Genomic DNA, 25,876 nt, shown 5'->3' on the forward strand with positions numbered 1-25,876 from the left:
GGCCTTCGATTCCTAGGGTTCCTAGCCCAGCACGATCGTGACCTCGATGTTGCCGCGGGTGGCGTTCGAGTACGGGCAGACCTCGTGTGCCGCGTCCACGAGCTTGGTCGCCACCTCCTGGTCGACGACGGGGAGCGAGATGCTCAGGGCCACCGCCAGTCCGTAGCCACGCTGCTTGTTGGGGCCGATCCCGACCTTCGCCGCGACCGTGGAACCGGAGAGGTCGTACCCGGCGCGACGGCCCACCAGCACCAGCGCGTTGTGGAAGCAGGCGCTGTACCCGGCCGCGAACAGCTGCTCCGGGTTCGTGCCGTTCCCGTCGCCGCCGAGCGCCGGTGGCATCGCGACCTTCAGTTCGAGCTGCCCGTCCTGACTGGTCACAAAGCCGTCCCGGCCGCCGTGCGCGGTGGCCTCGGCGACATACATGATCTTCGTCGGACGGGTGTCGACAACGGCGCCGTCGATCACGGCAGTACCTCCCCCTGGGTGGACAACACAGAAGTGCACAAGTACATCGTGCACAAGGTACTGGCCGGTATGGAACCCGGAATGCCCAGGGGGGCGGAAACCGCGGACAGCCGGCGGGCCGAGGCACCGAAGCCCCCGGCGGGGGGTCAGCGGCCCCGGGCCGCCGCACCCTCCGCACGCTCCGTCAGCAGCCGGAGCTCCTCGCGCAGGCGCGTGACGTCGGCGCCGCTCATACCGGTCGCCGTCAGCAGGGCCTGCGGCACCTCCTCCGCGCGCTCCCTCAGCAGTTCGCCGCGCCCGGTGAGGGCGACGCGCACGGAGCGTTCGTCGTGCGCCGAGCGCTCGCGGCGCACCAGCCCCGCCGACTCCAGCCGCTTGAGCAGCGGAGACATCGTGCCGTAGTCGAGGTGGAGGGCACCGGCCAGTTCCTTGACCGTGGTCTCGCCCCGCTCCCAGAGGACCAGCAGGACGAGGTACTGCGGATAGGTGAGGCCGAGCTCCTCCAGCAGCGGGCGGTACGCGGCGGTCACGGCCCGCTGGGCGGCGTACAGCGCGAAGCACAACTGGTCGTCGAGCAGCAGCGAACCGTCCGGCGGCCCGACGTCCTCTTGTTTGGTCACGCCCCCATTGTCACGGAGCGCGGGTCGAACCCGAAGGGCAGCTCCAGACGGTGGGTGCGCATGAGCTCGTCGTCGGACAGGAGGTCGCCGGTGCGGCCGTCGGCCACGATCACACCGTCGCTCAGGACGAGGGAGCGCGGGCACAGTTCGAGGGCGTACGGCAGGTCATGGGTGACCATGAGGACGGTGACGTCCAACGAGCGCAGGATGTCGGCGAGTTCGCGCCGGGAGGCGGGGTCGAGGTTGGAGGAGGGTTCGTCGAGGACGAGGATCTCGGGCTCCATCGCCAGCACCGTCGCCACGGCGACGCGACGCCGCTGCCCGAAGGACAGGTGGTGCGGCGGGCGGTCGGCGAAGGCCTCCATGCCGACGCGCTCCAGAGCCGTACGGACGCGTTCCTCCAGCGCGTCACCCTTCAGCCCCGCGGCGGCGGGACCGAAGGCGACGTCCTCCCGCACGGACGGCATGAACAGCTGGTCGTCCGGGTCCTGGAACACGATGCCGACCTTGCGCCGGATCTCGGCCATGTGCCGCTTGCCGACCGGGAGTCCGGCGACCGTCACCGTCCCGGCGCCGCCGGTCAGGATGCCGTTGAGGTGCAGGACGAGGGTGGTCTTTCCGGCGCCGTTCGGGCCGAGCAGCGCGACGCGCTCGCCGCGTCCGATGGTGAAGTCGACGCCGAACAGGGCCTGGTGCCCGTCGGGGTAGGCGAAGGCGAGGCCGGAGACCTCCAGCGAAGCGGGCACGGCGTGCGTCCCCCCGGGCGTCCCGCCGGACCTGTCCTCGGTCATCCGCCCGTGCATCCCCTCAGCGCTCTCCACAGCCGTCCCCCCAGGTGTACCGGCAGACATCACAGCATCCATCCCAACAGACATACGACAAAGGCGGCGAACGGAAGGGCGAGGGCGTACGACCACTGCGCCCGGGACGCGGTCACCTCGTCGATGACGGGCATGGAACCGGCGTACCCCCGGCTCACCATGGCGAGATGCACGCGTTCCCCGCGTTCGTAGGAGCGGATGAACAGCGCGCCCGCCGACTTGGCGAGCACTCCCCAGTGCCGCACGCCGCTCGCCTCGAAGCCGCGCGACTCCCGCGCGATCCGCATGCGCCGCATCTCGCCGGTGATGACATCGCCGTACCGGATCATGAAGGAGGCGATCTGCACCAGGAGCGGCGGGAGCTTCAGCCGTTGCAGGCCGAGGAGCAGTTCCCGCAGTTCGGTCGTGGAGGCGAGGAGGACGGAGGCGGCGACGCCGAGGGTGCCCTTGGCGAGGACGTTCCAGGCGCCCCACAGGCCGTTGACGCTCAGGGACAGTCCCAGCACGTCCACCCGCTCGCCCTCCGCCACGAACGGCATCAGCACCGCGAACGCCACGAACGGGATCTCGATCAGCAGCCGCTTCAGGAGGAAGCCCGCCGGTACACGGGCCTGGCGGGCCACCACCGCGAGCAGCGCGGCGTACAGCGCGAACGCCCACATCGCCTCGCGCGGGGTGGAGACGACCACCAGCACGAAGCCGAAGGCGGCGGCGAGTTTGGTGTGCGGCGGGAGGGCGTGGACCGGCGAGTGCCCGTGCCGGTACAGCTTGTGGGCGTGGCCGGCGCCCACCTCAGACTCCCTCGGGCAGCGATGCGGGTGACGCGTCGGCCGTACGCCGCCTGCGGAGCGCCCAGAAGACACCGGTGCCCGCGACGACGGTGACGCCGACGCCGATCACCCCCGCGAGACCACCGGAGACACGGGCGTCGGAGATGTCCTTGACTCCGTATCCGGCGAGCGGCGAGGAGTCCTCCGTTGCGTGCTTCTCGGCCTTCGCGTCGATGCCCTTGTCCTTGGCGACCTTCTCCAGGCCGTCGGGGTCGGCGGACGCGTAGAAGCTGACGAATCCGGCGAGGACCAGGGAGGTGACCAGGCCGGTGATCCACACCGTGCGGTGCGAGGAGCGGGCGGCGACGGGGGCGGCGGCCGTGGGGGCGTCGACGAGCTCCCCGTTCACCCGCAGCTTGAGCCGCTGCTGGAGGCCGCGGGCGCCGTACACGAGATCGGGCCGTACGGCGATGACGGCGCCGACGGTGAGCGCGGTGATCGCGGCCTCGCCGATGCCGATGAGGACATGGACGCCGATCATGGCCGTGGCGACCTTGGAGATCGCGACGTCGGTGGTGCCGCCGATGGCGTAGAGGAAGGTGAAGGCGAGGGCGGCGGCCGGAACGGACAGCAGCGCGGCGACGAAGGCCGCGACGGTGACCGAACGCCGCTTGCGGGGCAGCACCTTCACCAGGCCGCGGAAGAGGGCGTACGAGACGACGGTGGTGACGATCGCCATGTCGGTGATGTTCACGCCGAGCGCGGTGAGGCCGCCGTCCGCGAAGAGGATGCCCTGCATGAGCAGGACCACGGAGACGCAGAGGACACCGGTGAAGGGTCCGACGAGAATCGCGGCCAGCGCGCCGCCGAGCAGATGTCCGCTGGTCCCGGCGGCGACCGGGAAGTTCAGCATCTGCACGGCGAAGATGAAGGCGGCGACCAGGCCGGCGAGCGGCGCGGTCCGCTCGTCGAGTTCGCGGCGGGCACCCCGCAGACTCACGGCGATGGCGCCGGCGGCGACCACTCCCGTGACGGCGGAGACCGGGGCGTTGATGAATCCGTCAGGCACATGCACCGTTCGATGATAGTGCCTTGTTGCGAATGACTTGCAAGAGCGATGAGCCCACGAATAGCCCACGACAGGCGTGAGCCCGCGAGCAGTTCACGCCCGGCGCGGCAGGCGTGACGGCGGACGGGACCGCGGGAACGGCCCGCTCGCACGACGTCCGTCACCATGATCCGCCCCGCGGATCGGATGTGACCGCCGGCGCACACATGCGCGCGCCGTGACCGGGCAGGCGTTCTAGAAGGGGATGGTCACGGGCGGCCGGAGAGCGGTTTCCGTGAGATGTGCGACATTGGAATAGTGACGGATTCACAGCTTCCACATATGTGACACAGCGTAAGGAGTCGGTTCATGCATGCTGTCGAACAGTACGCACGCGCCCATATCGTCACCGACACCGCCGACTCCGCCGACGACGAACACCGGGCCGTCCCGGTGGCCCTCCGGTACGACCCGGGGGCCGACCCCCGCCAGGTGCACATCACGCTGCCCGGTCCCCACGAGTGGGTCTTCGACCGCGAACTCCTCGAACAGGGCCTGCGCGTCCCCGTGAGCAGCGGCGACGTCCGCATCTGGCCGTGCGGCCGCGTCCAGGCCGTCCTCGAGTTCCACTCCGCGCAAGGGGTGGCGGTCGTGCAGCTCGACACGAAGGCGCTCATGCGCTTTCTCCGCCGTACGTACACGGCCGCCACCCCGGTGGCTCACTGACTGCCCGTCGGCACCTCGCCGAGTGATCGGCGAGGTCTCACCGGTGAGACCTCGCGCGGTCCCGAACTCAGACGCGGGCCAGTTCCCGGTCGTCGTCACCGTCACGCGGCTTCTCGTCGAGGGCGCGCAGGCCCTCGCCCTCGACATCCACGTTCGGCAGCGCGCGGTCCAGCCACCTCGGCAGCCACCAGGCCTTCTTGCCCAGCAGCGCGAGCACCGCCGGGACGAGCGCCATCCGCACGACGAACGCGTCGAAGAACACGGCGATCGCGAGACCGAAGCCGATCATCTTGATCATCGACTCGCTGGAGCCGATGAACCCGGAGAAGACGGCGATCATGATGACCGCGGCCGCCGTGACGACCCGTGCGCCGTGCTTGAACCCGGTCACGATCGCCTGGCCGGGCTTCTCCCCGTGGACGTAGGCCTCGCGCATGCGCGTCACGAGGAACACCTCGTAGTCCATGGCCAGACCGAAGACGACGCCCACCATGAAGATCGGCATCATCGACATGATCGGGCCGGTCTCCTCGACGCCCATCAGGCCGGCCAGCCAGCCCCACTGGAAGACCGCGACCACCGCGCCGAGCGCCGCCATCACGCTGAGCAGGAAGCCGAGGGCCGCCTTCAGCGGGACGAGGATCGAGCGGAACACCACGATCAGCAGCAGGAACGCGAGGCCGACCACGAGCGCGAGATACGGGATCAGCGCGTCGTTGAGCTTCTGCGAGAAGTCGATGTTCATGGCCGTGGAGCCGGTGACCAGAACCGTCGAGTCCGTGTCGGCCCTGATCTCGCCGCCCGCGTCACGGATGGAGTGGACCAGGTCCTCGGTCGTGACGGAGGACGGCTTCGCGTCGGGGATCACCGTGATCATCGCGGTGTCGCCGGCCTTGTTGTACGTCGCCGGGCTGACCGAGACGACGCTCTTGAGGTCCTTCACGTCGTCGGTCACCCGGGCGACGGCGCCCTTCGGGTCGTCGCTCGCCTTGGCGTCGACCACGACCATCAGCGGACCGTTGAAGCCGGGCCCGAAGCCGTCGGAGAGCAGGTCGTAGGCGCGGCGCTGCGTGGTGGACGTCGGCTGTGAACCGTCGTCGGGCAGGCCCAGTTCGAGCGAGGCCGCCGGGATCGCGGCCGCGCCGAGGCCGACCACGCCGAGCAGCAGCACGGCGAGCGGGCGGCGGACGACGAAGCTCGCCCAGCGGGTGCCCATGTTGGGCTTGCCCTCCTTCTTGGCGGCACGGCCGCCGCCGAGGAGCCTGCTCTTCTTGCCGGCCGGCTGGACCCTGCGGCCCGCGTATCCGAGCAGCGCGGGGATCATCGTCAGCGCGATGAGGACGGCGATGGCGACCGTGCCCGCAGCCGCGACACCCATCTTCGTCAGCATCGGGATGTTGACGACCGAGAGACCGACCAGCGCGATCACGACGGTCAGTCCGGCGAAGACCACCGCCGAGCCCGCCGTGCCGACGGCCCGGCCGGCCGCTTCCTCGCGTTCGCGGCCCTCGGCCAGCTCGGCCCGGTACCGGGAGACGATGAACAGGGCGTAGTCGATGCCGACCGCGAGGCCGATCATCATCGCGAGGGTGGAGGTGGTGGAGCCGAGGTCGAGCGCGCTGGCGAGCGCGGTGATCGTCGAGACGCCGATGCCGACGCCGATCAGCGCGGTCAGCAGCGGCAGTCCGGCCGCGATCAGGGAACCGAAGGTGATGACGAGGACGACCGCGGCGATCGCGATGCCGATGACCTCGGTGGAACCGGTCTCGGGTGTCGCCTGGAGCGCGTCACCGCCGACCTCGACGGTCAGTCCGGCCTTCCGCGCGTCCTGCGCGGCGGCGTTCAAGGCGTCCTTCGAGGCGTCCTTCAGCTCCATGCCGGAGACCTCGTACTTCACCGAGGCATAGGCGACCGACCCGTCCTTGCTCACGGCGTGGGTCTTGAACGGGTCGGCGACCGAGGTGACCTCGGAGCCGGTACCGAGGACCTTGACGGCCTTCTCGACCGTCGCCTTGTTGTCCTTGTCCGCCATCTTCTCGCCGGCGGGCGCCTTGAAGACGACACGCGCGGTCGCTCCGTCGGCGCTCATACCGGGGAAGCGGCTCTCCAGCAGGTCGAAGGCCTTCTGGGCCTCGGTGCCGGGGATCGAGAAGGAGGACGATCCGGCGACGGGCGCGGAGGCGGCGCCGACGCCTGCGAGTGTCAGCAGGGCCACCCATATCAGGGCGGCGAAGTGCCGTCGCCGGAAGGCGAGTCGGCCGAGTTTGTAGAGGAACGTGGCCACGAGGGCGTACTCCCGGTCAGGTCGTGGGATGGCAGGGGCTGGTGTGATCACCCGAGTGGGGGCAGGGGGGATCAGCCCGACGACGTGAGCGGCGCGTCAGGTGCGACTACAGCGACTTGCAGAGGTGAAGGGCGAAGGGGTGGGATTCAGGCGCCGAGAGCGGGGAGGACCACGGCGTCGATGTACGAATGCAGGAAGGCCTGCGTCGGCGGGAGTTCGTCGATCATCGTGCGAGCCGCGAAGGCACCGATGAGCATGTGCATCACGTACTGCGTCGCCGGATTGTCCGCGCGGATCTCACCGCGTTCGACACCGCGCTGGAGCACCCGGCGCAGCTCTTCCAGTTCCGGCTCGATCAGCCACTCCCGGAACGCCTTCAGCAGATCCGGATTCCCGTGCGCCGCCATGGCCAGACCCCGCATCAGCGCGGAGTCCTGCTCCATCTGACAGTCGTCCTGCCGGAGGGCGAGGGCCAGGAAGTCGCCCCGCAGGCTCCCGGTGTCCACGTCGGAGAACTTCAGCGGCTTCTGATGCCGCAGCGCTTTCACGACGAGCTCGGCCTTGCCGCCCCACTGGCGGTAGAGGGTGGCCTTGCTGGAACGGGTACGGGCGGCTACGGCGTCCATCGTGAGGGCGTCGTAGCCGACTTCCCGAAGCAGGTCGAGCACGGCCGTGTACAGCTCGGCCTCACGCTCGGGTGTGATCCGACTGCGACGCACCGTTGCGGCTTCAGCCATCCCACTCACCTTTCCTGCTTCGAACGACACGGATTCGTATGTCTCTGAAGATACCCCCGACGTCAACGAAACGAAACCGTTTCGTACGTGTGCTGAATCACGTCGGTCGTGGGCGACGACGGGGCGGGGTGAGGTGGCAAGGGGGGACGGGAGTCGGGGGTGCGGAGATGGAGAAGGGGCGCGGGAAGGCGGGGGCCGTGGAAATGGGGCGCGGGGAGGGCGGGAGGGGCGCGGAGATGGGGCGTGGGGAGGCGGCGGACGAGGGGCGCATCCGGTCGTGAACGCGCCCCGCGCACACCTCCCGCACCACCGACCGCACCCACATCCCGCAACGCGCCCCCGGTTCCACGAGTTGCCGGGGCTCGTCCAGCGGAAAAGCATGGGGAGGTGAGCGACGAGTACGAGAAGGCGACCACGAACGAGAACTCCCCCGGCTATCTGCGTTTCCCGCACCTGAGCGGCGACCGGTTGTGCTTCGTCACCGAGGACGACCTGTGGCTGGCCCCGCTCGACGGCCGGGGGCGCGCCTGGCGGCTCACCGTCGACCGCACGAAGGTCGGCCACCCCCGCTTCTCCCCCGACGGCCGGCACATCGCGTACACGAGCTGGCGCAGTTTCGTCCCCGAGATCCATCTGACGCCGGTGGACGGCGGATCGGGCCGGCGGCTCACCTACTGGGGCAGCGCGGACACCCAGGTCTGCGGCTGGTCCCCCGACGGCGACATCCTCGCCGTCGCCTCGCACGGCCAGCCCTTCTCGTACTTCACCTGGGCCTACAGCGTCCCCACCGACGGCGACCCCGGCCGCAAGCTCCCCTGGGGCCCGGTCTCGGACATCGGCGTCGCCGACATCGACGGCGAGCGCAGGACCCTGCTGCTCACCGGCACCCCGCCGCACGAACCGGCCGCCTGGAAGCGGTACCGGGGCGGGGCCATGGGCCGTCTGTGGCTGCACGGCCGGCAACTGGTCGCCGACCTCGAAGGCCACCTCGCCTGCCCGATGTTCGTCGGCGGCCGGATCGCGTTCCTCTCCGACCACGAGGGCATCGGGAACCTCTACTCGTGCGCGTACGACGGCTCCGACCTGCGCCGTCACACCGACCACGACGCCTTCTACGCCCGGCACGCCGCGTCGGACGGCACCCGGGTCGTCTACCAGTGCGCGGGCGACCTGTGGATCGTCGACAACCTGGCCCCCGAGTCCGTTCCGCGCCGCCTCGACGTCCGCCTGGGCGGTCCGCGGGCCGGACGGCGTACGTACCAGGTGCCGGCCACCCAGCACGTGGACAGCATCTCCGTGGACGAGACGGGCCGGGCCAGCGCCGTCGTCGTACGCGGCAGCCTGTACTGGCTCACCCACCGCGACGGTCCCGCGCGCACCATCGCGGACACCCCGGGCGTACGGGTCCGGCTCCCGGAGATGCTCGGCTCGGGCGGCCAGGTCGCCTATGTCACCGACGCGGACGGCGAGGACGCCGTCGAGATCGCCTACCTGCCGCGCGCGACCGGCGACCGCGCGCCGCGCCGCCTCGCCTCCGGCGCGCTGGGCCGCGTACAGGAACTCGTGGCGGACCCGCGGGGCGAGCGCCTCGCCATCGCCTCGAACGACGGGCGGCTGCTCCTCCTCGACGCGACGGAGGAATCCGCCGAGCTCTCCGGCACGGAGTCCGAAGACGACTCGGACACGGAGTCCGGCGACACCTCCGGCACGGAGTCCGGCGAGACTTCCGGAGCGAGGTCCGGTGACGCCTCCGGCACCGAGTCCGATGACGCCTCCGACGCGGAGTCGGGTGACGCCTCCGGAGCGCAGTCCGGTGACACTTCCCGCACTGAGTCCCGTGACACCTCCCGAGCGCAGTCCGCGGAAGGCGAGGTCATCGAGCTCATCCGCTCCATCAACGGCCCGGTGACGGACCTCGCCTTCTCCCCGGACGGGGCCTGGCTGACGTGGTCGCATCCCGGAATCGGACGCTCCCTGCGGCAGATCAAGATGGCCCGCATAAAGGACCGCCTCGTCGTGGACGTCACCAACGGCCGCTTCGAGGACGAGAATCCGGTGTTCACGCGGGACGGCCGCTATCTGGCCTTCCTGTCCTGGCGCGGCTTCGACCCGGTGTACGACGTGCACACCGGGGACCTGTCCTTCCCGCTCGGCTGCCGTCCGTACCTCGTCCCGCTGTCCTCGGCCACGCCTTCCCCCTTCGCGCTGAATCCGGACGGGCGGCCCGCCGCCGGCGGCCTCGACCCGGTCGAGGAGGAAGCCGGCGACGGCAGCACGACGACCGTCGAGCTCGAAGGCCTGGAGAGCCGGGTGACGCCCTTCCCTGTCACCGCCTCCAAGTACTCGGCGCTGCGCCCGGTCTCGGGCGGCGGCCTGGTCTGGCTGCGCTGGCCGATCTCCGGCGCGCTGGGCGAGACGTTCGCCAACCCGGACGACACGACCGGCCGTCCGACCCTGGAGTTCTTCAACATCACCAAGGCGAAGAAGTCCGAACTCGTCGACCACCTGGACTGGTTCGCGGTGAGCGGCGACGGTTCCCGGCTGGTCGTCGTCGACGAGGGCGATCTGCGCGCCGTCCCCTCCACCGAGTCCGGCGACAGCGACTCGACCGTCTGGATCGACCTGCGCCGCATCCTGCACGAGGTGGACCCGCGCGCCGAATGGCGCCAGGCGTACGACGAGGCCGGCCGCATCATCCGCGCCTACTACTGGGACCCGAACATGTGCGGCATCGACTGGGACGCGATCCTGGAGCAGTACCGCCCCCTGGTCGAACGGGTCGCCTCTCCCGACGAGTTCGCGGACCTGCTGCGGGAGGTCCTCGGCGAACTGGGCACCTCGCACGCGTACGTCAGCCCCGCGCGCCGCAACGAGGGACCGCCCCACTACCAGCGCTGGCAGGGCTTGCTGGGCGCCAACTTCGTATGCCGCGACGGACGTTGGATGCTCAAGCGGATTCTTCCCGGCGACTCGTCCGACTCCAAGGCGCGCTCACCGCTGGCGGGCACCGGCATCCGCGAGGGCGCGGTCCTCACCCATGTCGACGGGCGCCCGGTGCACCCGGTCACCGGCCCGTATCCGCTGCTCGCGGGCGCGGGCGGCACGACGGTGGAACTCACCTTCACCCCGGCGGAGGGCGAGGGCCGCCCGCGCCGGGTGGCGGTGGTCCCGCTGGTCGACGAACGCCCCCTGCGCTACCAGGACTGGGTGGCCAAACGACGCCAGGTCGTAAGGGAGTTGAGCGGCGGCCACTGCGGCTATCTGCACATCCCGGACATGGGCGGCTCGGGCTGGGCCCAGTTCAACCGCGACCTGCGGATGGAGGTCTCGCGACCGGCCCTCATCGTCGACGTGCGCGGCAACGCGGGCGGCCACATCAGCGAACTGGTCGTCGAGAAGCTGACCCGCACGATTCTCGGCTGGGACCTCACCCGGGACGCGCAGCCGGTGTCGTACGCCTCCAACGCCCCGCGCGGCCCGGTGGTGGCGCTGGCCGACGAGGCGACCTCGTCGGACGGCGACATGATCACCGCCGCCTTCAAACTGCTGAAGCTCGGCCCCGTGGTGGGGCAGCGCACCTGGGGCGGCGTCGTCGGCATGACCGGCCGCCACCGTCTCGGCGACGGCACGGTCATCACGGTGCCCATGAATGCCGCCTGGTTCGACGCGTACGGCTGGTCCGTCGAGAACCACGGCGTCGCCCCCGACCTGGAGATCCTGCGCACCCCCCTCGACTGGGCGGAGGGCCGCCACGCCCAGCTGGACGACGCCATCCAGCTGTCCCTGGATCTGCTCCGCACCCATCCCCCGGCGTCCCCGCCGGACCACTCGAACGTGCCGGACAGAACGCGACCGAAACTGCCACCGCGATCGGGCTGACGACCCCGAGAGCGCCTGAGGACGGCCGGCCGCCTCCGGCCGTCTCCGGTCGGGCCGACACCGCCTCCGGCGAACCCTCCGGCGAACGGTGCCCGCGGCTCCCGGGCTCCTTCCCGGCTTCCCGGCTTCCCGGCTTCCCGGCTTCCCGGCTTCCCGGCTTCCCGGCTTCCCGGCTTCCCGGCTTCCCGGCTTCCCGGCTTCCCGGCTTCCCGGCTTCCCGGCTTCCCGGCTTCCCGGCTTCCCGGCTTCCCGGCTTCCCGGCTTCCCGGCTTCCCGGAGAGGATGCCCGACGGCAGACTGGCAGACGCAAGAGTGGGGTGCCCTCTTGGGAGAGGGCACCCCACTCAGGCCGAGCCGGCGAAACGATCAGGCGTCGTAGTCCTGGTCGAAGCGGTCCTGGGCCTCGTGCTGAGCACGGTCCGCTTCGGGCATCGTGCGGTCACGCCCCATCGGGGAACGCTCGCTCGCCCTGTCTCGCGGCTCGCCCGTCTTCTTCTGCTTCTTGGCCTGCTGCTTCAGCTGCTCGGCCTTGTCCTTGAACTGGTCCTGCATGCTCATGCGATTCACTCCCGTAGTGGGTGAGGGATTCGGCCCCGACCCCCTTGTGAGTAAGGGGGTTTCGGGCCTCGACCAGACTTACACGCAGGGACAGAGCACGCATTTCGATCAGTCACTCACCGTGAGACCCGCTGCTGGGACGCTCTGCGCGGCTCACGGAGCCGTCGGGTTCCGCTCCTGTTCGTCGGCCGCCCCGCCGGCCCCGACCAGCCCGGTCCGCACACTGGCGAGGCGCGGTTCGAACCGTCGCATCTCGCGCTGCCCGACCGCCCCGATGATCCCGGGCAGATACCCGCGGATGCCCTGCATCCCGCGCAGCCACCACTGCGCGTACACATGGCTGGAGCGGCGCTCGATCCCGGCGACGATCCGGTCGACGGCCGGCCCCAGCGGATACGTCTTGTTGGACGGCCACGGCAGCCGCTGCCGCAGTTCCCGCATCACCTCGTCCTGGTCGGCGCCCCGCACCATGTCGGTGTCGGTCCACGACAGATAGCCGACGCCCACGCGGACGCCCTTGTAGCCGACCTCCGCGCGCAGGCTGTGCGCGTACGCCTCCACACCGGACTTGGAGGCGCAGTAGGCCGTCATCATGGGAGCCGGAGTGATCGCGGCCAGCGACGCGATCTGCAGCAGGTACCCGCGGCTCTCCATCAGCACCGGCAGGAACGCCCGCGCGGTCACGGCCGATCCGATCAGGTTCACCTCGATCACCCGCCGCCAGGCGACGGGGTCGGAGTCCACGAAGGGCCCCCCGCTCGCGACACCGGCGTTCGCGACGACGATGTCCACCTTGCCGAACCGCTGCTTGACCTCCTCGGCGACCCGTGCCATCGCCTCGTGGTCGGTGACGTCGGCGTACCAGTGGTCGCTCTCGCTGTGCAGCCGCTCGGAGACCTGCTTCAGCGCGTCCGCCTCGAGTCCGACCAGCGCGACCTTCGCCCCGCGCGCGGAGAGCTTGCGCGCGAGGAGTTCACCGACACCGCGCGCCGCCCCCGTGACGACCGCGACCTGTCCTTCCAGGCTCACCTTGCTCATGCGCCCTCCTTGATCTCTGCGCCCGCCAGGCCTTCTCCGGCCGTCGGCGCCTCGGCGGTCTGCGTGTACGTGGAGACGAGTTCGCGTATCCGTGCGCTCACCAGCTCCGGCGCCTCCACCGGAGTCATGTGCCCGACCCCTGGCAGCTCGGTGCTGCCGACACAGTTCGGCAGGCCCGCCACCAGAGCACGCGCGTGCACGACGGGTGTCAACCGGTCCACGGTGCCCGCGATCACCGCCGTCGGCACCCTCAACTCCCGGACGCTGTGCTCCAGATCGAGCGTGGCGAGCACGGCCGACCAGGCGTGGCGCACGGTGCGCGGACAGGCGTGCACGATCCGCGCGCACGCCGCCACCATCACCGGAGACGAACCGGGGCCCATGGTCGCGTACTTGAGGATCCGCTTGGCGACCGGTGTGACGGGCCCGAGCGGCGCGCGCGATCCGAGGACGGCCTGGGTGACACGCGTCCGAAACGGCCCGGCGCGCAACGGAAGCACGCGCGCCTCCGCGACCAGCCCCGTGCTGCCCGTGCTGCACAGCAGCGCCGCCGCCGCGTGCTCCCTGAACCGCGGCCGCGCCGAGGCCGCCATCAACGTCATCCCGCCCATGGAGTGCCCTACGAGCACGGCCTTCTCGCCCGGCGCGAGCGTGGCCGCGAGCACCGCCTCCAGGTCGTCGGCGAGCGCTTCCGTGCTGCACGCGTCACTGGCGGGACTGCGCCCGTGCCCGCGCTGGTCGTACGCGACGACCCGGTGATCGGCGGCGAGGTCCCGTATCTGGGCCGCCCAGAAGGCGGTCGAGCAGGTCCAGCCGTGCGCGAGCACGACGGCGGGCGCGTCCTCGGGCCCGTGCACCTCGACGTGCAGCCGGGCTCCGTCGGCGGAGTGCGCGATCAGTTCCAGTGCCGGCACGGGAGGCGCGTACGCCCCGTGTGCCTCCTGCGTCAGCCGGCTCACGCTCCTGCCTCCACCTTCTTGGCGCGGGCGCTCTTGGCACGCGGCCCGGGCGCGGCTCCGGGCACGGGCTCCGTCGCGCGCAGCACGTCGTACTCCGCCAGGTCGACACGGCGCGTGGCGCCCCGGAACTCGGCCGTCGTACCGGGCCATACGGTCGTGTTGACGCCGTTGGCGTCGAGGTACCAGCTGGTGCAGCCGCCGGTGTTCCACACCGTGCGCTTCATGCGCTCCTGGACCCGGTGGTTCCAGGCGTCCACGGCGGCGGGGCGCGCGTCGAGCGCGGCACGCCCCCCGAGGACGTCCAACTGCCGTACGAAGTCGGCCATGTAGTTCAGCTGGGACTCGATCATCAGGATCATCGACGAGTTCCCGAGCCCGGTGTTGGGCCCGATGATCGTCATCCAGTTGGGGAAGCCCGCCGCGGTGGCGCCGCGCAGCGACTTCATGCCGGACTCCCACGCCTGCGCGAGCGTCCTGCCGTCCGCTCCGACGACCCGCTCGGCGATCGGCATGTCGGTGACGTGGAAGCCGGTCCCGAAGACGATCGCGTCGACCTCGGCCCGCGTGCCGTCGGCGGCGACCACCGTGGAGCCGTCGATCTCGGCGAGCCCGGAGGCCACGACGTCCACATTGGGCCGGGTGATCGCCGGGTAGTAGGCGTTCGAGAGCAGGATCCGCTTGCAGCCGATCCGGTAGTCCGGCGTCAGCTTCTTCCGCAGCGCCGGGTCCTTCACGGCGCGGGAGATGTTCCGCTTGGCGAGCCGCTCGACCAGGCCGAGTTCGTCGGGCCGCTTGGTGAACGCCTGCACCTGGAGTTCCCGGATGCCCCAGAGCAGTCCGCGCCTGGCCTGGGTCGTGAACGGCAACTGCCGGTGCAGCCATCGCTCGACACCCGTGATGGCCCGGTCGACCCGCGGCATCACCCACGGCGGGGTGCGCTGGAACAGGGTCAGCCGGGCGACGTCCGGCTGGATCGCCGGGACGATCTGAATGGCCGAGGCCCCGGTGCCGACCATGGCGACCCGCTTGCCCTTCAGGTCGTAGTCGTGGTCCCAGCGGGCCGAGTGGAACACCTTGCCGGTGAAGGTGTCGATCCCCGGTATCTGCGGGATCTTGGGATCGGAGAGCGGCCCGGTCGCGGACACCACGACATCCGCCGTCAGGTACCCGCTGCTCGTCTCGATCCCCCAGCGCAGCTTCTCCGCGTCCCAGGTCATCATCTTGACCTCGGAGTCGAACCGCAGATGGGGCCGCAGCCGGAAGACGTCCGCCACGTGCTCCAGGTACGCGCGGATGTGCTCCTGCCCGGAGAAGGTGCGCGGCCATTCGGGGTTGGGCGCGAACGAGAACGAGTACAGGTGCGACGGGACGTCACAGGCGCACCCGGGGTAGCTGTTGTCGCGCCAGGTGCCGCCCACACTGCCGGCCCGTTCCAGGACGACGAAGTCGGTGATCCCTTCGCGGCGCAGCCGCACAGCGGCCCCCAGCCCGCCGAACCCGGACCCGATCACCGCCACCCGTACATGCTCGTGCTCGGTCATCCCGACGCCTCCCTGGTCCGCGCGACTCTGCCAGTGAACACTGGCACAATCGGGAGAGTAGAGCAGCTTCGTACCGATGGGTAGGGGTCGCGTCCGGGAAAGTTACCGGGGGTACGACGTAGGGTGCGCAGGTGGCCGAGGGATCAGGAAAGCGGGGCGCGGAGGCGCGAGCACGGAGCGCGGAGACGCGAGAGTCCGGCACGCGCCGGACGGACGCGCGGCCGCGTGGAGCCCGGGAGTCCGGCCCCGGCCCGCTCACGAGCGCCGCCCGGTCCACGCCGGAGCCCGGCAGGCGCGAGTACCGCATGGAGGAACTGGCCGAGGAGGCCGGCATCACCGTGCGCACCCTGCGTTTCTACCGGGAGCGCAAGCTCATCCCGCCGCCCCGGCGCGAGGGCCGTATCGCCTGGTACGACGACACCCACCTGGCACGCCTGCGCACCATCTCGGCGCTGCTGGAACGCGGCCACACCCTCAACGGCATCGCCGAACTGGCCGAGGCCTTCGACCACGGCCGTGACGTGGGCGAACTGCTCGGACTGGGCGAGCCCACCGAGGAGACCCCGGTCCGCCTCTCCCCCGAGGAACTCGCCGACGTCTTCGCGGGCCAGGCCACCCCGGAGAACCTCGCCGCCGCGCTCGACCTCGGCTATCTCGGCACGGACGGCGGCGAGATCGTCCACGTCAGCCGCCGCCTGCTCGACGTCTCGGCCGCCCTGGTCCGCGAGGGCATACCGCTCGCGGACGTCCTGACGGCCGCGCGCCGCGTACGGGAACACACCGACGCGCTGGCCGAGCTCTTCACCACCCTCGTCCTCACCGAGGACCGCCCGCCCGAGGACCTCCAACGCCTGCGCCCCCTCGCGAAGAGCGTGGTGGAGGCGGAACTGTCGATGGCGCTGGACCGCCGGCTCCGGGAGCACCGGGCCTAGACGACCGTACGGCGGATTCAGGGCATGGGTAGCGATCCGTGGCTGGCATGCCCACGGCAACACACCCCGAACGATTGACGGCAGCGGAGCCTCACTCCACACGACGTTCACCCCATCGAAGTACTTTCCGATCAATGACAGGCAGACGCGCGTTCGTAGCCCGACAGTGAGACCGAAGAAACCCCGGCGACTGTCCTACCAGTCCCGGGGCACGGCCGACACTGTCGAGGAGTGCCAACATGCCCAAGCCTAGATCCCCACAAGCTCCGCCGGCTTGGCCTAACACCAAGCAACCGGGAGCCCTGGCCGCGCTGCGCCTCAGCCACATGACCGGTGCGACCACTGCACCCGGCCGACAACGCGCCACAATCCAGCTGTGCGCCGAGCAACTCGGCTTCACCTTGATCGGTGAAGCCTCGGACTTCGGGGTCTCCGCCCGTAAGACGTCCCCGTTCGACAGGCCCTGCCTGTCACCCTGGCTACGGCGCCCACATGAGTACACCGCCGTCATGCGGTCCCGTGTGGACCGGGCCGTACGTTCCGTGGCACACATGGTCGAGTTGATCGCTTGGGGTCGGCAGCACGACCGAACGCTGGTCTTCGGAATGCCCGAGCCGGATCGTCCACTCACGCTGCACCCACAGGCAGACAGCGGCACGATCCGCCTCTGCATGGATGCCGACGCCACGGACGGGACTTCGAGCGCTTCCGCTGGACATCCGGAACGCTGTCCAAAGTGTTGCGCAGCCCGTCACTGATGGGCCACCGCGTACACCGAACGCAGACCGTTCGTGACGACAAGGGCGCACCCGTACTCATCGGAGCTCCGTTGCTCACCGAGGACGAATTCACCACCCTGCAAGAGCTCTTGCTCTCGCGCTCCAACGGAACACGGTCCAAGCGCCGAACTGCCACCCCGCTGCTCACCGGGGTGGTGCACTGCGCGGGCTGTGGAGGGCGCATGTATTTCGCCGCACGGAAGGGCTACCCGCACGGTGACTATGCGTGTCGTGCCTCCGCCCGAGGCGACGTGTGCTTCTCCGCCGCCGCCATTCGCTCCGACTGGCTCGAGGAGTACACAGTCGCTCGCTACCGCGAGGCCGTCCCCTCGGAGGCTGAGGTAACCCGGGAACGCCTTCTCGGCAGCGCTGCCCGCGTCACTGTCACACAAGGGCGCTCCGGAGGCGGCCCCGCACGCCTGACAGGTCCGGACACCTCGCGGCTCGCCTTCACCCTGGGGGTTCCCGGCGTACTACGAGGCGACTGAGCACCGACGTGGCGTGCCTCACGCGATCGTGACGGCACGCCACACCAGGCCGGGGCGGATCAGGCTTCGAAGACCACGGTGACAGGAGCATGGTCCGACCAGCGCTCCTCATGGCTGGCGGCCCGCTCCACATACCCCTTGACCGCACGCCGGGCGAGCCCAGGAGTCGCGACGGCGAGGTCGATCCTCCATCCCGAATCGTTGTCGAAGGCCCGCCCCCGGTACGACCACCACGAGTACGGCCCCTCGGCATCCGGGTGCAGCGCGCGCACGACGTCGACGTAGCCGCCGTCACCCGCGTCCAGGACCCGGCCCAGCCACTCCCGCTCCTCGGGCAGGAAGCCGGAGTTCTTCCTGTTGGCGCGCCAGTTCTTGAGGTCGGCCTCCTGGTGGGCGATGTTCCAGTCGCCGCAGACGACGACCTCGCGCCCGTCGGCGGCGGCCCGCTCCCTGAGCCCCTTCAGATACGCGAGGAACTCCCCCATGAACCGGACCTTCTCGTCCTGCCGCTCGGTCCCGACCTCGCCCGAGGGCAGGTAGAGGCTCGCGACGGTGACACCGGGCAGGTCCGCCTCGACGTACCGACCGGCGGAGTCGAACTCCTCGGACCCGAAGCCGATCCGGACGCGGTCGGGCTCGCGGCGTGTGTAAAGGGACACACCCGCGCGCCCCTTGGCGGCGGCGGGGGCGTGCACGACGTGCCACCCCTCGGGGGCGCGCACCTCCTCGGAGAGCTGCGCGGGCTCGGCCCGCACCTCCTGGAGGCACAACACGTCCGCGGAGGTCTCCGCGAGCCATTCCACGAAGCCCTTCTTCGCGGCGGCCCGGAGCCCGTTCACATTCACAGAGGTCACAGTCAGCACTCGGGCACGATACTTAATCGGTACCGCCGACCCGAACTCGATCATCACGAGCAGCACGACCGCAGCTCTGGTCACGGACACCGATACCAACCCGACGCATAGATGTACGGTACTTCGCATGCATATCCGCCCGGTCCCCTTCGACCACCCCGACGCCGTGAAGCTCAACGACCAGGTTCAGGCCGAATACGCCGAGCGCTACGAGGACGACGGCGACGCCACGCACCTGGACGCGAGGATGTTCGCCCCGCCGCTCGGCCTGTACCTGATCGCGTACGACGAGCGGGACCGCCCGGTGGCCACGGGCGGCTGGCGCACCCAGGACGAGAACGACGAGGGCTACTCGGACGGCGACGCCGAGCTCAAGCGCATGTACGTGATCCCCGAGGCACGCGGCCTCGGCCTCGCCCGGCGCATCCTGGCCGCGCTGGAGGACGACGCCCGCGCGGCCGGCCGCGTCCGCATGGTCCTGGAGACCGGCACGAAGCAGCCCGAGGCGGTCGCCCTCTACACGTCGAGCGGCTACGAGCCGTGCGTCAAATTCGGCTACTACCGCTTCCACGAACTGAGCCTCTGCTACGCCAAGGCCCTCTAGTCCTCCGGGCGGTGTCATCCGGCGCGCTCACGACGCCGACGCCGGAGGCCCCGCCCTACGAGCACGACCCGACCGCTTCTGAATGTCCCGCCGAGGTTCCGCGTTGAGGCGGGAGGCCCGGCCTCGCCGTCGGGCGCCGACCGAAGCGGGGTGCCAGGCTCCGGGCCACCGACGGGAGTTGCCACCGTCGGCTTCCAGGACATGGCAAGAGGCCCGCTCCCACTGCTGGGAACGGGCCTCTTGGCTGCGGTGGACCTGTGGGGATTTGAACCCCAGACCCCCTCGATGCGAACGAGGTGCGCTACCAGACTGCGCCACAGGCCCTTGCAACGAGTGAAACTCTAGCATCCCGATCGAGGTGCTTGGAAATCCGTTCCGGGCTGGTCAGCCAGCCCCTCGCGAGCACCCGTCGTCCCACCCGTCACTCGTTGGCCGCGCGCGGCCGATCCCCGTCGTCGTACTGGTCGAACAACGGCGTACGGCCACGCTCGCGAGCGCGTCGCGCGGACGCGGCCCGCCGCGCGTCGCTGCGGCTGTCGTCCGCGGCCTCCTCGCCGTCACAGGCGTCGGAGGGGTCCTCGGCCACCGCCTCCGCCTCGGGCGCGCTCGGCTCGACCGCGCTGGACCGCGCGGAGCTCCACGCGTCCGGCGCCCCCAGATCGACACTGGACGTCGCCCGGGGCGCGACCGGCGCGGTCACATAGGTCGGCAGGGGAACCGGCACCGGGTCCCAGCTGTCCCCCTGGCCGGGGCCGCGCTGACGCTCGCGCTGCTGGTCGACCCATTCGGCGTGGTCGGTCTGCTCGACGAGGGCACGGCGGTCGGCCGCGAGCGCCGAGAGACCGGTACCGGTGTCGGACGCTGGGCCGTCCTCCGCTTCGTCCGCCCCTGGGTCGACGGCCGCCCGCCTGCGGGGCTGCCGCTCCCGGAGCCGCTGCGCCGCGGCCTCGGCCCGGCGCCGGTCCATGGTGTAGGTGAAGCGCCGTCGCTCCTGGGCGCGCAGGTACACGATGTACGAGCTCAGCATCACGGCCGGTACGCCCGGCGCCCAGAGGAACGCGAGGCCGCCGACCGCCGCCACGATCGCGCCGAGGGTGAAGGCGAGGAAGAGCAGGACCGTCGTGCGCCGGCGGCGCGCGAGCGCCTTCATACGCCGGGCACGCGCTGCAGCCTCCGCCGAGGGTGCCCGGCGTGCGCCCGGGGCGCGCCCGGCCGTGGACGACGCGGGCTGCTGGTACGCGGGCTTGACCGAGGGTCTCGGCGCGGACGGTCCCGGCTGCTGCGGTACGGACCGGGCGGCGCCCGAGGTCTCGTACGTGCCGCTCTCCCTGCCGGCCGCCCTCGCGCCCGGTTTCCGCTCCGCCTGGACCGGATCCGGCACCTGAACCCGCTCCTGCACCCGCTCCTGGACGACCGGACGGTGCTGGGCGGTCGCCTGGGGCCGGGTCGGAGGCACGGCGAAGGCCCGGACGTCCACCGAATCGGTGACGCCGTCCGGGTCGGCGCTGGGCTCCCCCTCCTCGGCGGAGCGCGCGCGCAGGTCCTTGGCGTATCGACGCTCCATGCCCGCCCGTCCGGAAAGCAGCCGGATGGCGGTGCTGAAGCGTTCCGTCGGACGGGCTTCGTTCAGCTCGTCCTGCCTACGGAGCCACATCGGCACCAAGTAGGCGGCCCAGGCCCCGACGATGACTGCGTAGATGAGGCCGCTGCTGCTCACGCCTCACACGGTAGAGGGGTTTGCGTGAGGCCATCTGCCAATTGCGCCGGTGTGTCGCACGATCCGGCTGATATTTCGAGCTTTTTTTGTGACCGATGCGATCAGCAGGCCGCCCGGAGCGCGAATTTAATGTCCCCAGGCGATCGCCCGCCGATCATTTTCGAACACCTATTTCATTTTCCGGTGTTCCCCGGCTTGCCCGGGTTCTGCGGGCCGGCCTGCTCCGATCCCACCTGCTCCGAACGGGTCTGTGCCGCGCGCGCCCGGCGCCAGCGCGTGAGCAGCCCTTCGGGCACTTCCTCCGCGGTGAGCGCGAAGACGAGATGGTCCCGCCAGGCACCGTCGATGTGGAGATAGCGCGGACGAAGCCCTTCCTCGCGGAATCCGAGTTTCTCCACGACCCTGCGGCTGGGTCCGTTCTCGGGGCGAATACAGACTTCGATGCGGTGCAGTCCGACGGTCCGGAAGCAGTGATCGCTCACCAGCGCCACGGCCGTCGGCATCACTCCGCGGCCCGCCACCGACTGGTCCACCCAGTAGCCGACGTGCCCGGAGCACATCGAGCCCCAGGTGATCCCGGCCACGGTCAACTGGCCGACCAGCCGCCCCTGGTACTCGATCACGAAGGGCAGCATCCGGCCCGCGTTGGCCTCGGCACGCAGGTGCCGGACCATCTGCCGGTACGTCGGCCGGTGCGCGATCGGGCCGCTCGGCGTCGGGGGCGGGATGGTCGCCTCCCACGGGCGCAGCCAGTCGCGGTTGCGCCGGTTCACCTCACGCCAGGCCCGCTGGTCGCGCAGCCTTATCGGCCGGAGGACGACGTCGCCGTCCACCAGCTCGACCGGCCAGGATGGGCTGTTCAGCTCGCACCCCCACTGCCGACGGGTCTGGGGTGGTCGCCGCCGCGGATCTGGTCGACGGCGTGGATCAGGAGGGGTTCCAGAACGGCCAGGCCGTCCTTCACCCCGCCGGTGGAACCCGGCAGGTTCACGATCAGTGTCCCTCCGGCGACGCCCGCGAGCCCGCGCGAGAGCGCCGCCGTGGGCACCTTGTCCCTGCCGAACGCCCTGATGGCCTCCGGAATCCCCGGGACCTCGTGGTCGAGTACCCGCAGGGTCGCTTCGGGGGTGCGGTCGGTGGGCGAGATCCCCGTGCCGCCGGTGGTCACGACGACGTCGTACCCCGCCTCGACACCGGCGCGCAACGCCGCCTCCACGGGGTCTCCGTCCGGGACGACGAGGGGCCCGTCGACCGCGAAGCCGAACGTCGCGAGACCCTTGGCGATCAGCGGACCGCCCTTGTCCTCGTAGACGCCGGCCGCGGCACGGTTGGAGGCGGTGACCACCAGGGCGCTGTAGGGCGCCGTGAGGGCCCCGCCGATGAAGGTGTCGCCGCTCATGCCCGGCTCCAGTCGCCCGACTTTCCGCCCGTCTTCTCTTCCACCCGTACGTCCGTGATGACCGCCCCCTTGTCGACGGCCTTGACCATGTCGATCACGGTGAGGGCCGCGACGCTGACCGCGGTGAGGGCCTCCATCTCGACGCCCGTGCGGTCGGTCGTCTTCACGGTGGCCAGGATCTCGACGGCGTCGTCCGCGACCGACAGATCAATCCTGACACCCGACACCGACAACGGGTGGCACAGCGGGATCAGGTCCGGCGTGCGCTTGGCTCCCATGATCCCCGCGATGCGCGCGGTGGCGAGGGCGTCGCCCTTGGGAACTCCCTCGCCGCGCAGCAGCTCGACGACGCGCGGCGAGACCAGGACACGGCCGCTCGCGCGCGCGGTACGGGCGGTCACGTCCTTCCCGGACACGTCGACCATGCGGGCGGCACCCGCCTCGTCGATGTGCGTCAGTCGGTCCTGCACAGAGGGTCCGGAGGTCTCCCCCCGGGACGGAACAGTCATGTGCGTGGGCGCTCCCGGTCAGGGCCCGTCGCGGTGCGGCGCGTGGGCCTGGTGTGCGCGACACGTTACCGCCCGCCCGTCCACCGCTACGCCCCCAGCGAGGAGCTGTGCGCCCCTCCCGCGCCCCGGGCCCGCGGCGGCGGGCGCCCTCCCCGCCCGGCCGCTCAGCCGAGCAGGACCACCTCGACCTCGGCGCCGGGCTCGACCGAGGTGTCGTCCTCGGGGACGACGATCAGCGCGTCGGCGTGCGCGAGGGCCGCGACCAGGTGGGATCCGGCGCCGCCGACCGGTGTCACGGCACCGTCCGCGTACGTCCCCCGCAGGAACTGGCGACGCCCTTCGGGCGAGGTCAGCGCCTTGTCCGTGGAGAGGGTGGCCCTCGTCGTGGGCCGGTGAACGTCCTTCAGCCCCATCAGCGTGCGGATCGCGGGGCGGACGAAGAGTTCGAAGGAGACGTACGACGAGACGGGGTTGCCGGGGAGCGCGAGCAGCGGCGTGTGGTCGGGGCCGATGGAGCCGAAGCCCTGGGGCTTGCCGGGCTGCATGGCGAGCTTGCGGAAGTCGATGCCGCTGCCCGCCTCGTCCTCGTCGGCGACCGACGACAGGGCCTCCTTGACGACGTCGTAGGCGCCGACGCTCACTCCGCCGGTCGTGACCAGCAGGTCCGCGCGGACGAGCTGGTCCTCGATGGTCGAGCGCAGCGTCTCGGCGTCGTCCGCGACCGCGCCCACCCGGTAGGCGATGGCTCCCGCGTCACGGGCGGCCGCGCACAGGGCGAAACTGTTGGAGTCGTAGATCTGGCCGGTGCCCAACTGCTCGTCGGGCTGGACGAGTTCGCTGCCGGTGGAGAGGACGACCACGCGGGGGCGCGGGCGCACCCGCACGGTGCCGCGGCCGATCGCGGCGAGCAGGCCGATCTGCGGCGGGCCGAGGACCGTGCCCGCTTCGAGGGCGCGGTCGCCCGCCTTCACGTCGCTGCCCGTGGCGCGGACGTGCGCGCGTGCCTCGGCCGGGCGGTGGACGTGCACCTGCCCGAAGGACCCCTCGGGCGACGCGCTGTGCGCGCGCATCCCGGAGACCGGGCCCTCACCGAGGCCTCCGTCCGTCCACTCGACGGGGACGACGGCTTCGGCGCCGGGAGGCAGCGGGGCTCCGGTCATGATGCGGGCGGCCTGGCCGGGGCCCACGTAGGGCTGCTCGGCCTGGCCGGCCGCGACATCACCGACGACCGTCAGGACCGCCGGATACTCCTCGCTCGCGCCCGCCACATCCGCGACCCGGACCGCGTACCCGTCCATCGAGCTGTTGTCGAACGGCGGCAGGGAGACCGGCACCGTGACGTCCTCGACCAGGACGCAGCCCTGGGCGTCGAGGAGTTGCAGCTCGATGGGTTCGAGGGGGCGGACGGTGGTGAGGATGTCCTCCAGGTGGTCGTCCACCGACCAGAGGTGATCCTGGCCGGTGGTGCGGGTCGCGGCGCTGCTCAAAGTCCCTACATCTCCTCGGCTACGTAACTGCGAAGCCAGGTCCGGAAGTCCGGGCCCAGGTCTTCACGTTCGCATGCGAGTCTGACAATGGCACGCAGGTAGTCGCCACGGTCCCCGGTGTCATAGCGCCGGCCCTTGAAGACGACGCCGTGCACCGGTCCGCCGACCTTCTCGTCCGAGGCGAGCTGCTGGAGCGCGTCGGTGAGCTGGATCTCTCCGCCCCGGCCCGGCTCGGTCTTGCGCAGTATGTCGAAGATGTGCGGGTCGAGGACGTAGCGCCCGATGACCGCGTAGTTGCTGGGGGCGTCCGCCACGTCCGGCTTCTCGACCAGACCGGTCACCTTGACCAGGTCGCCCTCGCCGGTGGCCTCCACGGCGGCGCATCCGTACAGGTGGATCTGCTCGGGCGCGACTTCCATGAGCGCGATGACGCTGCCGCCGTGCCGCTCCTGGACCTCGACCATGCGGGCCAGCAGGGGGTCTCGGGGGTCGATCAGGTCGTCACCGAGAAGGACGGCGAAGGGTTCGCGGCCGACATGCGGGGCCGCGCACAGGACGGCGTGCCCGAGGCCCTTGGGGTCGCCCTGGCGCACATAGTGCATGGTCGCGAGGTCGCTGGACTCCTGGACCTTGGCGAGCCGGCTGGCGTCGCCCTTCTTCTGGAGCGCCGATTCGAGCTCGTAGTTGCGGTCGAAGTGGTCTTCGAGGGGGCGCTTGTTGCGCCCCGTGATCATCAGGACGTCGTCAAGACCCGCCGACACGGCCTCTTCGACCACGTACTGGATCGCCGGCTTGTCGACGACCGGCAGCATCTCCTTGGGAGTGGCCTTGGTGGCCGGCAGGAACCGGGTGCCGAGGCCTGCCGCGGGAATGACAGCCTTACTGATCCTGGGGTGTGACTCAGTCATGCCCGCAACCTTAACCGGTGGCTATGTGCTGAATCTGTGGCTCCGGTTAATTCGCTCTCATATGAGCCCATTAGGAAAACCATGGAGTCACCTGTGAGCCACGCCGGACGTCAACCAGAGCCTGACAAACGATTGTTGCGGCGAGGAATCCTCTCGGTGAGAAACGGGTTGACGGCCGATGACGTGCGGGAATCCGCCGCTTCGCTCGCCGCCAGCGCCCTGGAGCTGCCCGAACTGGCGCACGCAGGCACGGTGGCGGCCTACGTCTCCGTGGGGAGTGAGCCGGGCACCCTCGCGCTCCTGGACGCGCTCCACGCGCGCGGCGTGCGCGTGCTCCTGCCGGTCCTGATGGCGGACAACGATCTGGACTGGGGGACCTACTCCGGAGCGGACTCCCTCGAACGCGTCCGGCACGGCGGGAAAATGGCCCTCCTGGAGCCCGCGGGCGAGCGGTTGGGGCCGGAGGCCGTCCAGGACGCGAACGCCGTTCTGCTGCCCGGTCTCGCCGTCGACGCGCGCGGCATGCGGCTGGGGCGCGGCGGAGGCTCGTACGACCGCGTACTGGCCCGCCTGGAGCGCTCGGGCGCCGATCCCGCGCTGGTGGTGCTCCTGTACGACACCGAAGTCGTCGGGCGGGTACCGGCGGAGGCGCACGACCGTCCCGTCCACGCGGTGGTGACGCCGTCCGGGGTGCGCCGCTTCCGCTGAGGGCGGCGGACGCGAAGTGGCCCCCCACGCACGCGTGGAGGG

Annotated in this window: 25 protein-coding genes and 1 tRNA gene; 7 read left to right on the plus strand and 19 right to left on the minus strand. The window is 70.8% G+C overall.

Annotated elements, in window-relative coordinates; translation table 11 throughout:
- Positions 1-21 precede the first annotated feature (21 nt).
- From OG788_RS20240 to OG788_RS20260, 5 genes are all read right to left on the minus strand, one after another.
- Positions 22-426, minus strand: a complete 405-nt coding sequence (locus tag OG788_RS20240) for an organic hydroperoxide resistance protein (RefSeq protein WP_351547738.1) — start codon at positions 424-426, stop codon at positions 22-24.
- A 188-nt stretch (positions 427-614) separates the two neighbouring features.
- A complete protein-coding gene (locus tag OG788_RS20245; protein WP_356461647.1) occupies positions 615-1,088 on the minus strand; it encodes a MarR family transcriptional regulator in 474 nt (157 codons plus the stop codon).
- Positions 1,085-1,879, minus strand: a complete 795-nt coding sequence (locus tag OG788_RS20250; RefSeq protein ID WP_406372529.1) for an energy-coupling factor ABC transporter ATP-binding protein — start codon at positions 1,877-1,879, stop codon at positions 1,085-1,087. The genes OG788_RS20245 and OG788_RS20250 overlap by 4 nt, the downstream gene beginning before the upstream one ends.
- A 59-nt stretch (positions 1,880-1,938) precedes the next feature.
- Positions 1,939-2,700 carry a cobalt ECF transporter T component CbiQ gene (cbiQ, locus tag OG788_RS20255; protein WP_406372530.1) on the minus strand — a complete coding sequence of 254 codons (762 nt, stop codon included), beginning with the start codon at positions 2,698-2,700 and terminating at the stop codon, positions 1,939-1,941.
- Position 2,701: 1 nt separating this feature from the next.
- The gene (locus OG788_RS20260) at positions 2,702-3,754 is read right to left on the minus strand and encodes an energy-coupling factor ABC transporter permease (RefSeq protein WP_406372532.1); all 1,053 of its coding nucleotides are present in this window, start codon (positions 3,752-3,754) and stop codon (positions 2,702-2,704) included.
- Between the two features lie 342 nt (positions 3,755-4,096).
- On the opposite strand from OG788_RS20260, the gene OG788_RS20265 reads away from it, so the two are divergent.
- Entirely contained in the window at positions 4,097-4,453 is a 357-nt protein-coding gene (locus tag OG788_RS20265) for an SsgA family sporulation/cell division regulator (RefSeq protein ID WP_406372534.1), read from the plus strand.
- A gap of 67 nt (positions 4,454-4,520) precedes the next feature.
- On the opposite strand, the gene OG788_RS20270 is transcribed toward OG788_RS20265, so the two are convergent.
- Positions 4,521-6,737: an MMPL family transporter gene (locus tag OG788_RS20270; RefSeq protein WP_406372536.1), complete on the minus strand. Its 2,217-nt coding sequence runs from the start codon at positions 6,735-6,737 to the stop codon at positions 4,521-4,523.
- A gap of 146 nt (positions 6,738-6,883) precedes the next feature.
- Positions 6,884-7,474, minus strand: a complete 591-nt coding sequence (locus tag OG788_RS20275; RefSeq protein ID WP_385702535.1) for a TetR/AcrR family transcriptional regulator — start codon at positions 7,472-7,474, stop codon at positions 6,884-6,886.
- 387 nt (positions 7,475-7,861) lie between these two features.
- On the opposite strand from OG788_RS20275, the gene OG788_RS20280 reads away from it, so the two are divergent.
- Complete coding sequence (locus OG788_RS20280) at positions 7,862-11,353, plus strand: S41 family peptidase (protein WP_406372538.1); 3,492 nt, start codon at positions 7,862-7,864, stop codon at positions 11,351-11,353.
- Between the two features lie 366 nt (positions 11,354-11,719).
- Here the strand turns inward: OG788_RS20280 and OG788_RS20285 are convergent, their stop codons facing one another.
- The 4 genes from OG788_RS20285 to OG788_RS20300 form a co-directional block, all read right to left on the minus strand.
- Positions 11,720-11,911, minus strand: a complete 192-nt coding sequence (locus tag OG788_RS20285) for a hypothetical protein (protein WP_351547695.1) — start codon at positions 11,909-11,911, stop codon at positions 11,720-11,722.
- A gap of 153 nt (positions 11,912-12,064) precedes the next feature.
- Positions 12,065-12,949 carry an SDR family oxidoreductase gene (locus tag OG788_RS20290; RefSeq protein ID WP_351547697.1) on the minus strand — a complete coding sequence of 295 codons (885 nt, stop codon included), beginning with the start codon at positions 12,947-12,949 and terminating at the stop codon, positions 12,065-12,067.
- Complete coding sequence (locus OG788_RS20295) at positions 12,946-13,908, minus strand: alpha/beta fold hydrolase (RefSeq protein ID WP_406372540.1); 963 nt, start codon at positions 13,906-13,908, stop codon at positions 12,946-12,948. The genes OG788_RS20290 and OG788_RS20295 overlap by 4 nt, the downstream gene beginning before the upstream one ends.
- Positions 13,905-15,449, minus strand: a complete 1,545-nt coding sequence (locus OG788_RS20300) for a flavin-containing monooxygenase (RefSeq protein ID WP_406372541.1) — start codon at positions 15,447-15,449, stop codon at positions 13,905-13,907. The genes OG788_RS20295 and OG788_RS20300 overlap by 4 nt, the downstream gene beginning before the upstream one ends.
- A gap of 305 nt (positions 15,450-15,754) precedes the next feature.
- On the opposite strand from OG788_RS20300, the gene OG788_RS20305 reads away from it, so the two are divergent.
- The 3 genes from OG788_RS20305 to OG788_RS20315 all read left to right on the plus strand — a co-directional run bounded on the left by OG788_RS20305 (position 15,755) and on the right by OG788_RS20315 (position 17,648).
- On the plus strand, positions 15,755-16,381 hold the full coding sequence (locus OG788_RS20305; protein ID WP_406376796.1) for a MerR family transcriptional regulator: 627 nt from the start codon (positions 15,755-15,757) through the stop codon (positions 16,379-16,381).
- A 326-nt stretch (positions 16,382-16,707) separates the two neighbouring features.
- Positions 16,708-17,139 (plus strand): recombinase family protein, encoded by a 432-nt coding sequence (locus tag OG788_RS20310; protein WP_406376797.1) that lies wholly within the window; start codon positions 16,708-16,710, stop codon positions 17,137-17,139.
- Positions 17,139-17,648: a zinc ribbon domain-containing protein gene (locus OG788_RS20315; RefSeq protein ID WP_406372543.1), complete on the plus strand. Its 510-nt coding sequence runs from the start codon at positions 17,139-17,141 to the stop codon at positions 17,646-17,648. The genes OG788_RS20310 and OG788_RS20315 overlap by 1 nt, the downstream gene beginning before the upstream one ends.
- Before the next feature lie 59 nt (positions 17,649-17,707).
- Here the strand turns inward: OG788_RS20315 and OG788_RS20320 are convergent, their stop codons facing one another.
- Positions 17,708-18,556, minus strand: a complete 849-nt coding sequence (locus OG788_RS20320) for an exodeoxyribonuclease III (protein WP_406376798.1) — start codon at positions 18,554-18,556, stop codon at positions 17,708-17,710.
- A gap of 73 nt (positions 18,557-18,629) precedes the next feature.
- Between OG788_RS20320 and OG788_RS20325 the strand changes: the two genes are divergently transcribed.
- Positions 18,630-19,106: a GNAT family N-acetyltransferase gene (locus OG788_RS20325; RefSeq protein ID WP_356755152.1), complete on the plus strand. Its 477-nt coding sequence runs from the start codon at positions 18,630-18,632 to the stop codon at positions 19,104-19,106.
- A 250-nt stretch (positions 19,107-19,356) separates the two neighbouring features.
- Here the strand turns inward: OG788_RS20325 and OG788_RS20330 are convergent.
- The 7 genes from OG788_RS20330 to galU form a co-directional block, all read right to left on the minus strand.
- A tRNA-Ala gene (locus OG788_RS20330) sits at positions 19,357-19,430 on the minus strand.
- A gap of 97 nt (positions 19,431-19,527) precedes the next feature.
- A complete protein-coding gene (gene glpR, locus OG788_RS20335) occupies positions 19,528-20,823 on the minus strand; it encodes a gephyrin-like molybdotransferase receptor GlpR (protein ID WP_406372545.1) in 1,296 nt (431 codons plus the stop codon).
- Positions 20,824-20,996: 173 nt separating this feature from the next.
- Entirely contained in the window at positions 20,997-21,659 is a 663-nt protein-coding gene (locus tag OG788_RS20340; RefSeq protein ID WP_406376799.1) for a GNAT family N-acetyltransferase, read from the minus strand.
- 23 nt (positions 21,660-21,682) lie between these two features.
- Positions 21,683-22,222, minus strand: coding sequence for a MogA/MoaB family molybdenum cofactor biosynthesis protein (locus OG788_RS20345; protein WP_351547712.1), 540 nt, complete (start codon positions 22,220-22,222; stop codon positions 21,683-21,685).
- Positions 22,219-22,731: a cyclic pyranopterin monophosphate synthase MoaC gene (moaC, locus tag OG788_RS20350; RefSeq protein WP_351547715.1), complete on the minus strand. Its 513-nt coding sequence runs from the start codon at positions 22,729-22,731 to the stop codon at positions 22,219-22,221. The genes OG788_RS20345 and moaC overlap by 4 nt, the downstream gene beginning before the upstream one ends.
- Positions 22,732-22,895: 164 nt before the next feature.
- A complete protein-coding gene (glp, locus tag OG788_RS20355) occupies positions 22,896-24,218 on the minus strand; it encodes a gephyrin-like molybdotransferase Glp (protein WP_406372546.1) in 1,323 nt (440 codons plus the stop codon).
- A 5-nt stretch (positions 24,219-24,223) separates the two neighbouring features.
- Positions 24,224-25,126 carry a UTP--glucose-1-phosphate uridylyltransferase GalU gene (galU, locus tag OG788_RS20360; RefSeq protein WP_351547720.1) on the minus strand — a complete coding sequence of 301 codons (903 nt, stop codon included), beginning with the start codon at positions 25,124-25,126 and terminating at the stop codon, positions 24,224-24,226.
- A gap of 81 nt (positions 25,127-25,207) precedes the next feature.
- Here galU and OG788_RS20365 point away from each other — a divergent pair, with 81 nt between their 5' ends.
- Positions 25,208-25,834 (plus strand): 5-formyltetrahydrofolate cyclo-ligase, encoded by a 627-nt coding sequence (locus OG788_RS20365; RefSeq protein ID WP_406372549.1) that lies wholly within the window; start codon positions 25,208-25,210, stop codon positions 25,832-25,834.
- Positions 25,835-25,876 lie beyond the last annotated feature (42 nt).

This window comes from Streptomyces sp. NBC_00647 (assembly GCF_045207245.1).
In the GTDB taxonomy this organism is placed as follows: domain Bacteria; phylum Actinomycetota; class Actinomycetes; order Streptomycetales; family Streptomycetaceae; genus Streptomyces.

Bases quoted from the DNA above. Each gene is read 5' to 3' on its own strand.
- OG788_RS20240 (WP_351547738.1), bottom strand. From the start codon at position 426: ATGTATGTCGCCGAGGCCACCGCGCACGGCGGCCGGGACGGCTTTGTG.
- OG788_RS20250 (WP_406372529.1), bottom strand. From the start codon at position 1,879: ATGACCGAGGACAGGTCCGGCGGGACGCCCGGGGGGACGCACGCCGTG.
- OG788_RS20265 (WP_406372534.1), top strand. From the start codon at position 4,097: ATGCATGCTGTCGAACAGTACGCACGCGCCCATATCGTCACCGACACC.
- OG788_RS20275 (WP_385702535.1), bottom strand. From the start codon at position 7,474: ATGGCTGAAGCCGCAACGGTGCGTCGCAGTCGGATCACACCCGAGCGT.
- OG788_RS20285 (WP_351547695.1), bottom strand. From the start codon at position 11,911: ATGAGCATGCAGGACCAGTTCAAGGACAAGGCCGAGCAGCTGAAGCAG.
- OG788_RS20290 (WP_351547697.1), bottom strand. From the start codon at position 12,949: ATGAGCAAGGTGAGCCTGGAAGGACAGGTCGCGGTCGTCACGGGGGCG.
- OG788_RS20300 (WP_406372541.1), bottom strand. From the start codon at position 15,449: ATGACCGAGCACGAGCATGTACGGGTGGCGGTGATCGGGTCCGGGTTC.
- OG788_RS20305 (WP_406376796.1), top strand. From the start codon at position 15,755: ATGGAGGAACTGGCCGAGGAGGCCGGCATCACCGTGCGCACCCTGCGT.
- OG788_RS20310 (WP_406376797.1), top strand. From the start codon at position 16,708: ATGACCGGTGCGACCACTGCACCCGGCCGACAACGCGCCACAATCCAG.
- OG788_RS20315 (WP_406372543.1), top strand. From the start codon at position 17,139: ATGGGCCACCGCGTACACCGAACGCAGACCGTTCGTGACGACAAGGGC.
- OG788_RS20320 (WP_406376798.1), bottom strand. From the start codon at position 18,556: ATGATCGAGTTCGGGTCGGCGGTACCGATTAAGTATCGTGCCCGAGTG.
- OG788_RS20325 (WP_356755152.1), top strand. From the start codon at position 18,630: ATGCATATCCGCCCGGTCCCCTTCGACCACCCCGACGCCGTGAAGCTC.
- OG788_RS20345 (WP_351547712.1), bottom strand. From the start codon at position 22,222: ATGAGCGGCGACACCTTCATCGGCGGGGCCCTCACGGCGCCCTACAGC.
- moaC (WP_351547715.1), bottom strand. From the start codon at position 22,731: ATGACTGTTCCGTCCCGGGGGGAGACCTCCGGACCCTCTGTGCAGGAC.
- galU (WP_351547720.1), bottom strand. From the start codon at position 25,126: ATGACTGAGTCACACCCCAGGATCAGTAAGGCTGTCATTCCCGCGGCA.
- OG788_RS20365 (WP_406372549.1), top strand. From the start codon at position 25,208: ATGGAGTCACCTGTGAGCCACGCCGGACGTCAACCAGAGCCTGACAAA.